Source organism: Sphingomonas sp. LY54, from assembly GCF_035594035.1.
Lineage (GTDB): Bacteria > Pseudomonadota > Alphaproteobacteria > Sphingomonadales > Sphingomonadaceae > Allosphingosinicella.
The window spans coordinates 1661355-1674245 of record NZ_CP141588.1 but is presented as its reverse complement, the minus strand read 5'-3'; the positions used below and the strand labels follow the sequence as shown (position 1 = coordinate 1674245).

General features: G+C 67.8%; 16 protein-coding genes. 13 read left to right on the top strand and 3 right to left on the bottom strand.

What is annotated here, in order from left to right:
- The first annotated feature begins 103 nt into the window (after positions 1-103).
- From SH591_RS08475 to pdeM, 6 genes are all read left to right on the top strand, one after another.
- Positions 104-1456, top strand: a complete 1353-nt coding sequence (locus SH591_RS08475) for a family 43 glycosylhydrolase (protein WP_324748746.1) — start codon at positions 104-106, stop codon at positions 1454-1456.
- A 69-nt stretch (positions 1457-1525) separates the two neighbouring features.
- The gene (locus tag SH591_RS08470; RefSeq protein WP_324748745.1) at positions 1526-2719 is read left to right on the top strand and encodes a dipeptidase; all 1194 of its coding nucleotides are present in this window, start codon (positions 1526-1528) and stop codon (positions 2717-2719) included.
- A gap of 170 nt (positions 2720-2889) precedes the next feature.
- Positions 2890-3384 carry an Hsp20 family protein gene (locus SH591_RS08465; protein ID WP_322831105.1) on the top strand — a complete coding sequence of 165 codons (495 nt, stop codon included), beginning with the start codon at positions 2890-2892 and terminating at the stop codon, positions 3382-3384.
- Between the two features lie 82 nt (positions 3385-3466).
- On the top strand, positions 3467-3940 hold the full coding sequence (locus SH591_RS08460; RefSeq protein ID WP_322831104.1) for an MgtC/SapB family protein: 474 nt from the start codon (positions 3467-3469) through the stop codon (positions 3938-3940).
- A 193-nt stretch (positions 3941-4133) separates the two neighbouring features.
- Positions 4134-4295: a hypothetical protein gene (locus SH591_RS08455; RefSeq protein WP_324748744.1), complete on the top strand. Its 162-nt coding sequence runs from the start codon at positions 4134-4136 to the stop codon at positions 4293-4295.
- Between the two features lie 45 nt (positions 4296-4340).
- Positions 4341-5003 (top strand): ligase-associated DNA damage response endonuclease PdeM, encoded by a 663-nt coding sequence (gene pdeM / locus SH591_RS08450; protein ID WP_324748743.1) that lies wholly within the window; start codon positions 4341-4343, stop codon positions 5001-5003.
- 3 nt (positions 5004-5006) lie between these two features.
- Here the strand turns inward: pdeM and msrB are convergent, their stop codons facing one another.
- Both msrB and pabB read right to left on the bottom strand, forming a co-directional pair.
- Complete coding sequence (msrB, locus tag SH591_RS08445) at positions 5007-5498, bottom strand: peptide-methionine (R)-S-oxide reductase MsrB (protein WP_324748742.1); 492 nt, start codon at positions 5496-5498, stop codon at positions 5007-5009.
- A complete protein-coding gene (gene pabB, locus SH591_RS08440; protein ID WP_324751358.1) occupies positions 5495-7327 on the bottom strand; it encodes an aminodeoxychorismate synthase component I in 1833 nt (610 codons plus the stop codon). Before pabB ends, msrB begins: the two co-directional genes overlap by 4 nt.
- A gap of 46 nt (positions 7328-7373) precedes the next feature.
- Here pabB and SH591_RS08435 point away from each other — a divergent pair, with 46 nt between their 5' ends.
- The 7 genes from SH591_RS08435 to SH591_RS08405 all read left to right on the top strand — a co-directional run bounded on the left by SH591_RS08435 (position 7374) and on the right by SH591_RS08405 (position 12461).
- On the top strand, positions 7374-8753 hold the full coding sequence (locus SH591_RS08435; RefSeq protein WP_324748741.1) for an L-serine ammonia-lyase: 1380 nt from the start codon (positions 7374-7376) through the stop codon (positions 8751-8753).
- Positions 8754-8801: 48 nt separating this feature from the next.
- Positions 8802-9263 carry a thioredoxin TrxC gene (gene trxC / locus SH591_RS08430; protein ID WP_324748740.1) on the top strand — a complete coding sequence of 154 codons (462 nt, stop codon included), beginning with the start codon at positions 8802-8804 and terminating at the stop codon, positions 9261-9263.
- Between the two features lie 201 nt (positions 9264-9464).
- Positions 9465-9842: a UrcA family protein gene (locus SH591_RS08425; RefSeq protein WP_324748739.1), complete on the top strand. Its 378-nt coding sequence runs from the start codon at positions 9465-9467 to the stop codon at positions 9840-9842.
- 281 nt (positions 9843-10123) lie between these two features.
- Positions 10124-10252: a hypothetical protein gene (locus SH591_RS08420; RefSeq protein WP_322831097.1), complete on the top strand. Its 129-nt coding sequence runs from the start codon at positions 10124-10126 to the stop codon at positions 10250-10252.
- Positions 10253-10353: 101 nt separating this feature from the next.
- Positions 10354-11016: an MBL fold metallo-hydrolase gene (locus tag SH591_RS08415; protein WP_322831096.1), complete on the top strand. Its 663-nt coding sequence runs from the start codon at positions 10354-10356 to the stop codon at positions 11014-11016.
- Positions 11017-11055: 39 nt separating this feature from the next.
- Positions 11056-11502: a hypothetical protein gene (locus SH591_RS08410; protein WP_324748738.1), complete on the top strand. Its 447-nt coding sequence runs from the start codon at positions 11056-11058 to the stop codon at positions 11500-11502.
- Positions 11499-12461, top strand: a complete 963-nt coding sequence (locus SH591_RS08405) for a cation efflux transmembrane domain-containing protein (RefSeq protein WP_324748737.1) — start codon at positions 11499-11501, stop codon at positions 12459-12461. Before SH591_RS08410 ends, SH591_RS08405 begins: the two co-directional genes overlap by 4 nt.
- Here SH591_RS08405 and SH591_RS08400 read toward each other — a convergent pair.
- Positions 12380-12841: an MAPEG family protein gene (locus tag SH591_RS08400; RefSeq protein WP_324748735.1), complete on the bottom strand. Its 462-nt coding sequence runs from the start codon at positions 12839-12841 to the stop codon at positions 12380-12382. The two genes, SH591_RS08405 and SH591_RS08400, sit on opposite strands and share 82 nt — an antisense overlap.
- Between the last annotated feature and the right edge of the window lie 50 nt (positions 12842-12891).

The following is a 12891-nucleotide window of genomic DNA, read 5'->3' as shown; positions in this document are numbered from 1 at the left end:
CTCAGTCTCCCGTCGGCAGCTAGAAGCGGCGCGGCCCGGCGAGGGTTCCGGTCGCCCGGGAAACATTTTGCCCCCGGGGGATTGTCCGCGGATGGCAGCGGGCGTGGGTTTCCAGCTTCGGATCGATCAAGAGGGCGATTTGCGCCGCATCGCCGTGACCGCGGAGGGGCGCAGGCTGGACTATCGGGTGCACGGCCCGGATCAGAATAGCTGGCGCGCCTTTTTCGCGCGCCTCGCCGACGATTTCGGGACGCGCAAGCCGGGCAGCCATGCCGAGCGCGCCCCGGCGCCCTCGAACCCGGGCTTGCAGCCGCTCCTCACGCAAAGCGTGTCGCCGGAGATCCTCTACGGCTACGGCGATCCGTGGGTCTTTCATGCGGACGGCGCTTATTATCTGGCGGCGACGTCGAACGATGCGCCCGCCGCCTTTCCGATCCTGCGCTCGCAGGATCTGCGCGCGTGGAGCTTGGCGGGCTTCGCCTTTCCGGAAGGCGCGACGCCGGCCTGGGCGACGACAGGCTTCGGCGTCGGCGACTTCTGGGCGCCCGAGATCATCCGCAGCGGCGACCGCTACATCCTCTGCTTCTCGGCACGGCAGCAGTCGCGCGAGCTGGCGATCGGCCTTGCCTGGTCGAACCGGCCGGAAGGGCCGTACGAAGCGGCGCCTCAGCCGCTGCTGACCGGCGGCGTGATCGACTCGCACCTGTTCGCCGATCGCGACGGCAGCCTCTATCTCTATTGGAAGGAGGACAATAACGGCCGCTGGCCGTCGCTGCTGGCCGAGTTGCTGCATCGCCGACCGGGGCTGGCGGACCAGATCTTTCCGGCCGAGGAGGATCGCCGCACGGCGTGCTTCCTTGCCTCGCTCTGGCCGTTCGCCGCCGCCCGCGAGCCGATGGAGCGCTTTTCCATCCTCCAGCTGTTGATCGAGGCGGTGAGCGACGATCTCGCCGGCGTGGAGGCGCGGCTGCGCGGCATCGCCGGCGAGGAAGCGGCGATCGCTCCGATCGTCCAGGCCTTCCGCACCCCCGTCCGCGGACAGCGCCTGTCGCCGGATCTTCGGCTCGTGGACGAGCCCTTCCCGGTCATCGAAAACGACCTGCCGTGGGAGGGCGCGCTGATCGAGGGCATGTGCCTGTGGGAAGCCGGCGGGCTTTATTATCTCATTTATTCGGCGAACGATTTCTCCACCGCGAATTACGGCATCGGCTATGCGGTGGCGCCCGGCCCGCGAGGTCCCTTCCGCAAGGCGGGCGCGCCGCTGATCCGGTCCACCGCCGAATGGTGGGGCCCGGGCCACCCCTCCGTCGCCGCCGGCCCGGACGGGCAGCCGACCCTCTTCCTCCATGCCTATCCAGCCGGGACGAGCGGCTACAAGAGCTTCCGCGCCGTGCTCGCGGCGCGGCTGCGGCTCGCAAGCGGGCGCATCGCGCTCGATCCCGCTCCGCTCGGCTGACGCATCCGCAACGACTTGCCTTCGCCGGGAGCGGCTTCCATGCTGCGGCCGAAACCAAAGGAGTATCCGATGCGTCGTGCCCTGTTCCTGTCGCTGCCCCTCCTGCTCGCCATTCCCGCTTCGGCGCACGACACGGTCGGCGACGTCGACCGGTTGCGCCACGAGCAGATGCTGGTGCTCGACACCCATCTCGACACGCCGGTCCTGTTCGAGCGCAACGGCTGGAATTTCGACGAGTGGCACGAATATGGCTTTGACCACAGCCAGGTCGATCTGCCGCGCATGGAAGCGGGCGGCCTCGATGGCGGCTTCTTCGTCATCTATACGCCGCAGGGCGAGCTGACGCCGGCCGGCTTCCAGCAGGCGCGGGACAGGGCATTGATGCGCGGCCTCGCCATCCAGCGCGTGGTCGCCCAGAATCGCGACAAGATGGAGCTGGCCTACACGGCCGCCGATGCGGAGCGGATCCACAAGAGCGGCAAGCGCATCGTCTATCAGTCGATCGAGAACAGCTATCCGCTCGGCAACGACCTGTCGCTGCTGAGCACCTTCTACCGGATGGGCGTGCGCATGGCCGGGCCGGTCCATTCGAAGAACAACCAACTCGCCGACAGCACCACCGACAAGCCGCGCTGGAACGGGCTCAGCCCGCTCGGCAAGCAATGGGTCGCCGAGATGAACCGGCTCGGCATGGTGATCGACGGCAGCCATTCGTCGGACGCGGCCTTCGACCAGCTGCTCGCGCTGTCGAAAACCCCGATCATCCTGTCGCATTCGGGATCTAAGACGCTTTACGACCATCCCCGCAACATCGACGACGAGCGGCTGCGCAGGCTCGCCAAGGCAGGCGGCGTGATGCAGATCAACTCGGTCTTCCTCGCCGCCAGCGACAATTCGCCGGAGCGGAGCGCGATCGAGAAGCGCAAGGCGAAGTGGCTCGACCTCACCGCCGCGCAACGCCGCCAGCTGATCGCCGACCAGGCGGCGCTGGACGCCAAGCAGCCGGCCATGACCGGCGACTTCGACCTGTTCATGAAGAGCATCCTTCACGCCATCAAGGTGATGGGCGTCGATCATGTCGGCCTCGGCGCCGACTGGGACGGCGGCGGCGGCCTCAACGGCATGCAAGACATCACGATTTTGCCGAGGATCACGGCGCGGCTCCACCAGGCCGGCTATTCGGACGCGGACATCGAGAAGATCTGGAGCGGCAACCTGCTGCGCGTGATGCGCGCGGCCGAAAAGGGCGCGCAGAAATCCTGATCCGCCCGCGGGTCCGATAAAGTCGAAAAAACGCCCAAGCGGGGGTCTTGAAGGCCGAAAATGGCCTTCCTAGATTCCCGCCGTCGGGTGGCCAAAAGGTGCCCGACGACGGGGCGTCCTGCTCTGCCGAACGCCCCTCATCATCATGTTGCTCAATGGAGGATGTGATCATGAGAAGCGCTTTTGACTTTACCCCCTACCGCCGCAGCACGGTCGGCTTCGACCGGCTGTTCGACTTCCTGGAAAATGCCGCGCGGTCCGAACCGTCGGACAATTATCCGCCGTTCGACCTCGAGAAGGTGAGCGACGACCGCTACCGCGTGACGCTAGCCGTCGCCGGCTTCAGCCAGGACGAGATCGACATCACGGCCCGCCAGAATTTGATGGTGATCGCCGGCCGCAAGGCCGAGAATCGCGGGCGTGACGGCAATTATCTCCACATGGGGATCGCCACCCGGGCGTTTGAGCGCCGCTTCGAGCTCGCCGATTTCGTGCGGGTCGAGAATGCCGAACTCAAGGACGGCCTGCTCACCGTCGATCTGGTGCGCGAGATTCCCGAGGCGATGAAGCCGCAGAAGATCGCGATCAACTCGGGCGCGGCGCGTCCGATCGAAGCCCAGGCCGACGAGACGAGGACGATCGAGGCCGAGGCCGAAGCGGCCTGACCTGACTACCCGGCGCCGGCACCGCCCGGCGCCGGGGCTCCATGGCTGGACGCCGGGACTCGGCGCATTGTAGACCGGGCCGATGTTTGACAGCGACCCGATGACGCCATTCACCTGGAGCGAACTGCTGCTGCGCCTCGGTCTCGCGTCCTTCCTGGGGCTCGCGCTCGGCTTCGACCGCGAAGTGCGCGGCCATGATGCCGGCATCCGCACCCACGCTTTGGTGGCGCTCAGCTCGGCGATGATCATGATCTCGTCGCTGATCGTCTACCAGCAGCTCCGCACCGAGAATTTCGCGCCCGATCCGCTGCGCTCGATCCAGGGCCTCAGCCAGGCGATCGGCTTCATCGCCGCCGGCCTGATCTTCGTCCGGCGCGGCGCGGTCGTGAACATGACCACTGCCGCCAACATCTGGATTGCCGCCGCGGTCGGCATGGCCTGCGGGCTCGGCCATTACCGGGTGGTGGCGGTCGGCTTCGGCTTTGCCTTGGTGCTGCTCACCGCCGTCCGCGCCGTCGAGCGTTTCCTGCCCGGCAAGCATCACGGCGAGAGCTGACATTTTCGTCGCTAAGTTGAGCGGCTTGGTCGCGCGGCGGTCGTCGCCGATTCAGCCCCGGTTTAGGTGAGCTTCGGCAGACCCGAATTTGTTGATGCAAATTTATTTCCGGCAGCGTAAGGACCCGCCGCCGGAAGGGTCTGCAACCGTCTTGTGAGGCGTGCAGCACCACGGTGGGACGAAGGCAAAGACTATGAAGATGAAGCAGAAGCTCCAGAACCCGTTCGCACTGGTCGTCCAGGGTTTCGTCGCCGGCGCGGTCATTTTCTATGCCACTGCGCCCAACGAGCCGCGCAGCGTCTCCACCGAAGAGAGCAGCCAGATCTCGCAGGCGGTCGAAAAACTCCAGGCCTGAACCGAGCGCGCTTGAACCGCGCCGCCGCGCGACTATAGCGGGGCAATGGTTCGCTTTTCGTTCTCCGGACACGATCTGATGGCGCTGCCGCAGGGCGCGCTCTTCTGGCCGGCGCGGCGCGCGCTACTGGTGGCGGACCTCCATCTGGAAAAAGCGAGCTGGTTCGCGCGGCTGGGGCAGATGCTCCCTCCTTATGATTCGATCGCGACGCTGACCGAGCTGAGCGCGATCGTCGAAGCGACCGGCGCCGGCGAAATCTGGTGCCTGGGCGACAGCTTCCACGACCGCCACGGCTGCGACCGGCTGCCCGCCCCGGCGCGCGAGCGGCTGCTCGCGCTCACCGCGGCGACGCGCTGGACCTGGATCACCGGCAACCACGATCCCGGCTTCGCCGACCATTGCGGCGGCGAGATCGTCGAGGAGGCCGAGGTCGACGGGCTGCTGCTGCGGCACCAAGCCGATCCGGCGGAGACTCGGCCCGAACTGTCCGGCCACTTCCACCCCAAGTTGCGGATCACGCAGCGCGGGCGGCACATTTCGCGCCGCTGCTTCGTCGCCACCGACCGCAAGCTGATCCTCCCCGCCTTCGGGTCGCTCACCGGCGGGCTCGATGCCTGCCATCCCGAGATCATCCGCGCCGTCGGCGGGTCCGCCGAAGCTTTGGTGCCGGTGGCAGACCGGCTGCTCCGCTTCCCGATCGCGGCCTGAGCGTCAGGCGGGGGCGAAGCGCATCGCCACGCCGTTCATGCAATAGCGCTTGCCGGTCGGGCGCGGCCCATCGTCGAAGACATGGCCGATATGGCCGCCGCAGCGGCGGCAATGGACTTCGGTGCGCTTCATGAAAAAGCTGTTGTCGGCGCGCAGGCCGACCGCATTGGGCAATGGCTTCCAGAAACTCGGCCAGCCGGTGCCGCTGTCGAACTTGGCGGCCGAGCTGAACAAAGGCAGGCCGCAGCCGGCGCAGACGTAGAGCCCGCGCCGCTTCTCCTTGTCGAGCGGGCTGGAGCGAGCGCGCTCGGTCTTCTCGCCGCGCAGCACCGCATATTGCTGCGGGGTGAGGCGCTTCTTCCACTCGGCGTCGCTGAGGTCGATCTCGAACTTGCCCTCGCGGGCGTAGGAGGTCCGCTCGCCGAACAGCAATGCGCCGCCGCCGAGCAGGCCGACGCCGCCGAGGCCGAAAAGGGCACGCCGATCGATCTTCATTGCTCCGTCTCCGCCGCCTCCTTGCCACGCGCGTCCTGAACGGGGGCTTGCGCGAGCCGGGCGCGGAGGAGGCCGCGGACCGCGTTGCCGATCAGGAAGCCGCCGGCGAGATCGGCCGGGGCGAGGTCGCCTTCCTCGGCGTCCCCCTGCTCGATCAGGCGCTGGCGGAGGATGCCGGGGAGGAGGCCGCGCGCCAGCGGCGGGGTGACGAGCGTGCCGCCGCGCTGGACGAAGATATTGGTGAAGCTGCCCTCGGTGAGGAAGCCGTCGTCGTCGACGAAGACGACCTCGAACGCATCGCTCGCGCGCCGGGCCTCGTCGTAGAAGGTGCGGTCGCTGGTCTTGTGGCGGAGGCGGAAATCGTCGGCCGCGACCGGGCGCTGCGCCAGCGCGACCGTCACCGCCCGGTGGATCGGCTGGGGCGCCGGCGCGCTCTCGATCGCCACCGTTCCGGCACGGGAGAGCAGGAGCCGCACCTTCTTCGGATCGCGGTGGCGGAAGGTGGCCGCCTGGATTTCGTTGCGGACATCGTGCCGGTCGAAGCGGAAGTCGAAGGCCTGGGCGCTGTGCTTGAGGCGGAGCAGGTGCCGCTCGAGGTCCATGATGCCGTCGCGCGGGTCGAACCGCATCGTCTCGATCAGGTCGAAGCTCCTGCGCGTCGCCACAAACTTTCCCTTCGCCAGACATTCGCGCCATTCGTCGCCGGCGCGGCTGTCCGCAACAATCCCCGAACCAAGGCCGATGATCGCCCGATCCTCGCCCGCCTTGATGGTTAAGGTGCGGATCGCGACATTGAAAGTCGCTTCTCCGCCGGGCGCGATATGGCCGATCGAGCCGGTGTAGGCGTGGCGGGGGCCGGCCTCGATGTTGGCGATGAGCTCCATCGCGCGGATCTTGGGCGCGCCGGTGATCGAGCCGCACGGGAAGATCGTCTCGAGCACGTCGACGGCGTCGCGCCCTTCCTCGAGCTCGGCGACCACCGTCGAGGTCATCTGGTGCACGGTCGGGTAGGTCTCGACCTCGAACAGGGCCGGGACCTTGACGCTGCCGGCTTTCGACACGCGCGAGAGATCGTTGCGGAGGAGGTCGACGATCATCAGATTCTCAGCGCGCTGCTTGGGGTCCTCGCGCAAGGCCGCGGCCGCGGCTTTGTCTTCGGCGGGGTCCGGGCGACGGGTGGCGGTGCCCTTCATCGGGCGGGTCGTCAGGCGGCCGCCTTCGAGCGCGAAGAAAAGCTCCGGCGAGAAGGAGAGCAGCCAATGCTCGCCGGTGAAGACGATTCCGCCATGGCCGGCGCGGGCCTGATCGCGAAGCGCGGCATAGAGCGCGAGCGGGTGGCCGGCCGTGCGGACCTCGGCGGCGAAGGTGAGATTGGCCTGGTAGACATTGCCCGCCTCGATATGCGCCTTCACGCGGGCGACCGCGGCCTCATAGCCCGCGCGCTCGATCCGGGGCCGGGCCGGGCCCGACCAGGCGCCGGCCGGATCGGGTAGCAACGTGTCGGGGGAGTCGATCGCCTCGGAGCGTTCGAACAGGCCGAACCATAGCAAGGGGGGCTGATCGGCGGGCGGCGCGGAACAGAGTGGGGTCAGGCGCCCCTCCAGCGCGTGGCCCGCCTCGTAAGCGAGGAAGCCGGCGGCATGGAGGCCGCGCGCCTGCGCCGCGCGGACCTTGCCGAGGCAGTCCGGGATGTCGGCCGGGTCGCGGGTCGCGACGATCTCGACGGGGTTGGCGAGCAGCCGGGCCCTGTCAGCCCCGCTTCGCGCATCGTCGAGCAGGACGAACGGCATCGTGCTATTGCGGTTGCCAAGCAGGGATGCCCGGCCCATCTCGGGCGCATGCGCGCCGGGCGCGCCCGATGCCAGGAGAATTTCGGTGGTTTCCAGTGTCTTCGAGCTGTTCAAGATCGGGGTCGGTCCTTCCAGTTCGCACACTATGGGCCCGATGAGCGCGGCTTGCGACTTTGTCGAGATGCTGTCGGGAAAGGCGCTGCTGGACGGCGTCGAACGGGTCGAGGCCGATCTCTACGGGTCGCTCGCGCTCACCGGCAAGGGCCACGCCACCGACCGCGCCATTCTGCTCGGCCTTTCCGGCCTGCGCCCGGCGTCGATGAATCCCGACGACGCCGACGTGATCGTGGAGGCGGTCCGCGCCACTGGGCGGATGACGCTGGGCGGCCGCCGCGACATCGCCTTCGACGAGCCGCGCGACCTCCGGTTTCTCCAGCGCGAGCGGCTGCCGCACCATTCGAACGGCATGCGCTTCACGGCCTTTGACGCCGACGGGGGGGCGATCGAGAGCAAGATCTATTATTCGGTGGGCGGCGGAGCGATCGTCGACGACGCGGCGATCGCGCGCAACGCGCCGCCCGAGGGCGGCTGGGACATCGCCTTCAACTATCACAGCGCCGATGAGCTGCTCGCCATCGCCGCACGCGAGGGCCTGACGATCGCCGACATCGCGCTGGCCAACGAGCGCGGCCAATATTCCGACGCGGAGATCAGCGGCCGGCTGCACGCAATCGCGCAGGCGATGTCGGCCTGCATCGATCGCGGCATCGGCGCCGAAGGCATCCTGCCCGGCGGCCTCAAGGTGAAGCGCCGCGCCCCGGCCTTGCACAAATTGCTCACCGAGCGCGCCGAGCGGGCGCTTTCCGATCCGCTGACGGTGATCGACTGGGTGAACCTCTGGGCGCTGGCGGTGAACGAGGAAAATGCCGCGGGCGGCCGCGTCGTCACCGCCCCGACCAACGGCGCCGCCGGCATCGTTCCGGCGGTGCTGCGTTACTATCAGCGCTTCACGCCGCGCGCGTCGGACGAGGGCGTCCAGATATTTCTCCTGACGGCCGCCGCGATCGGCTCGCTGTTCAAGGAGAATGCCTCGATCTCGGGCGCCGAAGTCGGCTGCCAGGGTGAAGTCGGAGTCGCCTGTTCGATGGCGGCCGCGGGCCTGACCGCCGTAATGGGCGGGACGCCCGAGCAGATCGAGAATGCCGCGGAGATCGGCATGGAGCATAATCTCGGCCTCACCTGCGATCCGGTCGGCGGGCTGGTTCAGGTGCCGTGCATCGAACGCAATGCGGTGGGCGCGATCAAGGCGCTGGAGGCTTCGCGGCTTGCACTGGTCGGCGACGGCACGCACCGGGTCAGCCTCGACCAGGTGATCGAGACGATGCGCAAGACCGGCCTCGACATGAACGAGCGGTACAAGGAGACTTCGCTTGGGGGCCTCGCCGTGAATGTCGTCGAGTGCTGACCGGAAACCGGAGGGCCGCCCGCCGGTTGTAACGCCGAGGAGGCGGCCATGACCGACACCGGGACCCGCACCGACAGCATCATCGTCGCCTGCCCCGTCGACGGCGCGCTCAACCGCGTGCCACGGATCAAGCTCGGCGACATGCCGCGCTGCGGCACATGCCACAAGCCGCTGTTCCAGTATCGCCCCGTCACCCTCACCGCCGCCAATTTCGACAAGCATGCGACGAAGAGCGACCTGCCTCTGCTGATCGACTTCTGGGCCGATTGGTGCGGTCCCTGCCGCCAGATGGCGCCGCAGTTCGAAAGCGCCGCGAAGTCGCTCGAGCCGCGCGTCCGCCTCGGCAAGCTCGACACCGAGGCCGAACCGGCAATCGCCGCGCGCTTCGCGATCCGCAGCATCCCGAGCCTCGTGCTCGTCCGCCATGGCCGGGAAATCGCGCGCACGGCCGGCGCCATGCCCGTCTCGGCGCTCGTAAAGTGGGTCGAACAGGCGATTCCCGCCACCTGAAACGAGGCGCGTGCCGCTGGTCGAAGCGGGCATGCGCTTGGTCGGACCGAAGCGCCTTTTGCCGAAAGCGCGTGCGCCCCGATCGAAGCGGAGCGGCGCTTCTCCCAAGCCTGCGCTAGCTGGAAGGAGACGGATCGGACACCCCCCGGCCCGCACCAAGGACCGCTCGCCGCGAGCGACATTTCAGGAAGGAGTTTCGAGATGAACCAGTACAAGATCGGAGCAGCCGCCCTCGCCGCCGCCATCGCGACGCTGGGCGTTCCCGCCATGCTGCAGGCCGCCGAACGGCCCACCATCGTCGAAGGCATCGTCGATCGCCCGACCGCCGTGGTCAGCTATCGCGACCTCAACCTCGCCAACGCGGACGGCGTCGATCGCCTCCACGCCCGTGTGCGCCGCGCCGCCGCCCAGCTCTGCAGCGTCAACACTGGCACCAAGCCCCTGAACATCACCTTCGCCGAGAATGACTGCCGTGACGACGCGGTGGCCAGCGCGCAGGACCAGATCGAGATGGCGGTCGCCAAATTCGGCAACACCCAGCTCGCCGCGCTTTCGCAGATCTCCGTTAGCGCCCGCTGACCACCCCCTTTGGCGGGCCATCGGGGCGGCATCCGAAAGGATCGCCGCCCCTTTTTTTTGTGCCGCTGCGGTCGCCGTCATCTCCGCCAGTGTCGTATTGGTCGCGCCGCGCGCGCACTGATCGCTCCAGCCATGGTCCCGGTCGAGCAGAAGGCGCAGCCTCCGGGCATCGCGCCTAGACCGTGATTCGGCAGACGGGCGACGGCTTCGATCCACGATCCCATCCGATCTGCCGGACTTTCGAGCCTGCCGTCGGCACCAACGCGGAAAGGAAGATCGAAATGGACCGCAGCAAATTCGCAGCCGCATTCCTGGCCCTCGCCATGTGCACCCTGATCATCCCGGCCACGGTCGGCAACGGCGACCGCCCGGTCGTCGATACGGTGCGGAGCGCCGCCCTTATCGCCTGACCCGGGTGACGGACGGCAAAGGCGGCTGCTGGCACCGGACCAGGCCGCCCAGTCCGATGGCATCGCTTGCATCCGGCGGCGGCGCCCGCCATGTCCCGGCCATGACCACGCCCCCGATGAAGGCCGCGATCATCCCGGTGACGCCGCTCCAGCAGAATTGCACCTTGCTCTGGTGCACCAAGACGATGCGCGGCGCCTTCGTCGATCCCGGCGGCGACATCGACCGGCTGAAGGCCGCGGCGCAGGCCCAAAGCGTGACGATCGAGAAGATTTTGCTGACTCACGGCCATATCGACCACGCCGGAATGGCCAAGCCGCTCGCCGACGACCTCGGCGTGAAGATCGAGGGGCCGCACCGCGCCGACGCATTCTGGCTCGACCGGCTCGACGAGGACGGCGCCCGTTACGGCATACCGGGCGTGCCGTTCACGCCCGACCGCTGGCTGGAGGAAGGCGAGAGCGTGACGGTCGGCGAGCTCAGCTTCGCGGTCTACCACTGCCCCGGCCACACGCCCGGACACGTCGTCTTCCATCATCCCGAGTCGAAGCTCGCCATCGTCGGCGACGTCCTCTTCCAGGGCTCGATCGGCCGCACCGATTTCCCGCTCGGCAACCATCAGGATCTGCTCGACGCGATCGTCGCCAAGCTCTGGCCGATGGGTGACGACACCGCCTTCATCCCCGGCCACGGCCCGATGAGCAGCTTTGCCCACGAGCGGCGCAGCAATCCGTTCGTCGCCGACCAGGTGCTGGCCCGCGCCTGAAACGGAACGGCGTCGCTGCGGGGGCGTTGTGCCTCCGAAATGAAATCACCCATCCTGATCCTCGCGACCATGTTCGCCCTGGGCTGCAGCGAGATTCCCAAAGATCCCGAAGGAACGCTCGACCGCGTTCGGGTCGAAGGGGTCTTCAAGGTCGGCTTAATCGCTTCGGAGCAGCCGCCCGTTGGCGCCGATCGCAGCCGGCTGCTGGTGGAACGCGTCGGCCAGCAGGCTGAGGCAGAGCCGCAGTTCGAAAAGGGAGCATCCGAACCGCTGCTCGCGAAGCTGGAGGAGGGGAAGCTCGACATGGTGATCGGCGAGCTCGCGCCGGCCAGCCCGTGGGCCAAGGCGGTCACCTTGCTTACCCCGCTCGGCGAGCAGGTCAGCCAGGACGGCCACGTCCACCTCGTGGTCGCGCTGCGCAACGGCGAGAATGCGTGGATCGGCCTCGTCGACCGCGAGGTCCGCGCCGTGGCGGCGATGCCATGACGCGTCCCTTCCCGCCAGAGATAGCCGACGATCTGAAACGCGCTATCCGGCTCGAATATTGGACGATCGGCTGGATGCTGTCGATCATCCTTGTGATGGGCCTTGTGATGGGATCGAGCCAGGCGATGCAGACCGCCTGGATCGAGGATGTGTTGAGCCTCATCCCTGCGATCGTGTTCCTGATAGCCGTCCATTTCGAGAAGAAGGAGCCGACCGATCCCTTTCCGTTCGGCTACCAGCGGGTCCACAGCCTCGCCTTCCTGATCTCGGCGGTCGCGCTCACCATCATGGGCACGGTCCTGCTGTTCGAATCGGCGATGACCCTGGTCCGCCAGGAACATGTCACGATCCCGCCGGTGCGATTGTTCGGCGAGGATATCTGGATGGGCTGGCTGATGATCGGGGCGCTGCTTTATTCGGTCGTGCCGCCGGTCATTCTCGGCCGTATGAAATTGCCGCTCGCGCGCCGTCTCCAGGACGAAGTGCTCCACACCGACGCGCTGATGCAGAAAGCCGACTGGATGACCGGCCTCGCCGGCGTCGGCGGGATCCTCGGCCTCGGCCTTGGCTATTGGTGGGCCGACGCGCTGGCGGCCGGCATCATCTCCTTCAGCATCCTCCAGGACGGCGTTACGGCGCTGCGGATCGCCACGGCCGAGTTGGTCGACGGCGCCCCGCGCGAGCTCGGCAGCACCGGGCCGGATCCGGAAGCCGAGCTGCTGGAGGAGAAGCTCGCCCGCCAATATCCGGGGGCGAGGGTCCGACTGCGGGAGACCGGCCGCTATATCCATGCCGAGGTGAGCGGCGTCGAGCCCGATCGGATCCAGGATCTGAAGGCGCTCTGGCCGGGCGATCCGGAGCGCAGCTGGCGGCTGGCTCAGCTCAGCTTCGTGCCGCCCGACGAGGATGTCGCCACGCCGGCATATGTCACCGGCGCCGGCCGTCCGCGATCCAGATAGGGAATGGCGAGCGCATAGGCGGCGAGCCCGATCAGCACCAGCCAGGTGACCGAAATGCCGACGATTCGGAGCAGGTTGGTGCCGCCACGATCGAGCCCGAACGGATGCGCGAGCCGCGCCAGAATATAGAGAATCGCGACGATCCAGAGCCAGGTGTGGGTGCCGCGGGCATATTCGACCAGACCCAGCAGGATCAGGAAGAAGGGCGTATATTCGACGAAGTTCGCGTGCGCGCGCATGCGGGTGGCGATCGCCGTGTCGCCGCCGTCGCCGATCGAGACCTTGTGGCGCCTCCGCAGCAGGCTCACGCGGAAGCCGAGCCAGACGTTCAGCAGGGCGGCGGCCCCGGCGATGGTGAGCGTGATCGGCAACGTGACCATGACTTGCATCTCCCTGTTCCCCTCCCCAGCTGACACGGGCAGGCGGTGCT

Excerpts from the sequence above, each read along its gene's own strand:
- SH591_RS08470 (WP_324748745.1), top strand. The coding sequence starts at position 1,526 with ATGCGTCGTGCCCTGTTCCTGTCGCTGCCCCTCCTGCTCGCCATTCCC.
- SH591_RS08465 (WP_322831105.1), top strand. The coding sequence starts at position 2,890 with ATGAGAAGCGCTTTTGACTTTACCCCCTACCGCCGCAGCACGGTCGGC.
- SH591_RS08460 (WP_322831104.1), top strand. The coding sequence starts at position 3,467 with ATGTTTGACAGCGACCCGATGACGCCATTCACCTGGAGCGAACTGCTG.
- SH591_RS08455 (WP_324748744.1), top strand. The coding sequence starts at position 4,134 with ATGAAGATGAAGCAGAAGCTCCAGAACCCGTTCGCACTGGTCGTCCAG.
- pdeM (WP_324748743.1), top strand. The coding sequence starts at position 4,341 with ATGGTTCGCTTTTCGTTCTCCGGACACGATCTGATGGCGCTGCCGCAG.
- msrB (WP_324748742.1), bottom strand. The coding sequence starts at position 5,498 with ATGAAGATCGATCGGCGTGCCCTTTTCGGCCTCGGCGGCGTCGGCCTG.
- pabB (WP_324751358.1), bottom strand. The coding sequence starts at position 7,327 with ATGGGCCGGGCATCCCTGCTTGGCAACCGCAATAGCACGATGCCGTTC.
- trxC (WP_324748740.1), top strand. The coding sequence starts at position 8,802 with ATGACCGACACCGGGACCCGCACCGACAGCATCATCGTCGCCTGCCCC.
- SH591_RS08425 (WP_324748739.1), top strand. The coding sequence starts at position 9,465 with ATGAACCAGTACAAGATCGGAGCAGCCGCCCTCGCCGCCGCCATCGCG.
- SH591_RS08420 (WP_322831097.1), top strand. The coding sequence starts at position 10,124 with ATGGACCGCAGCAAATTCGCAGCCGCATTCCTGGCCCTCGCCATGTGC.
- SH591_RS08415 (WP_322831096.1), top strand. The coding sequence starts at position 10,354 with ATGACCACGCCCCCGATGAAGGCCGCGATCATCCCGGTGACGCCGCTC.
- SH591_RS08410 (WP_324748738.1), top strand. The coding sequence starts at position 11,056 with ATGAAATCACCCATCCTGATCCTCGCGACCATGTTCGCCCTGGGCTGC.
- SH591_RS08405 (WP_324748737.1), top strand. The coding sequence starts at position 11,499 with ATGACGCGTCCCTTCCCGCCAGAGATAGCCGACGATCTGAAACGCGCT.
- SH591_RS08400 (WP_324748735.1), bottom strand. The coding sequence starts at position 12,841 with ATGGTCACGTTGCCGATCACGCTCACCATCGCCGGGGCCGCCGCCCTG.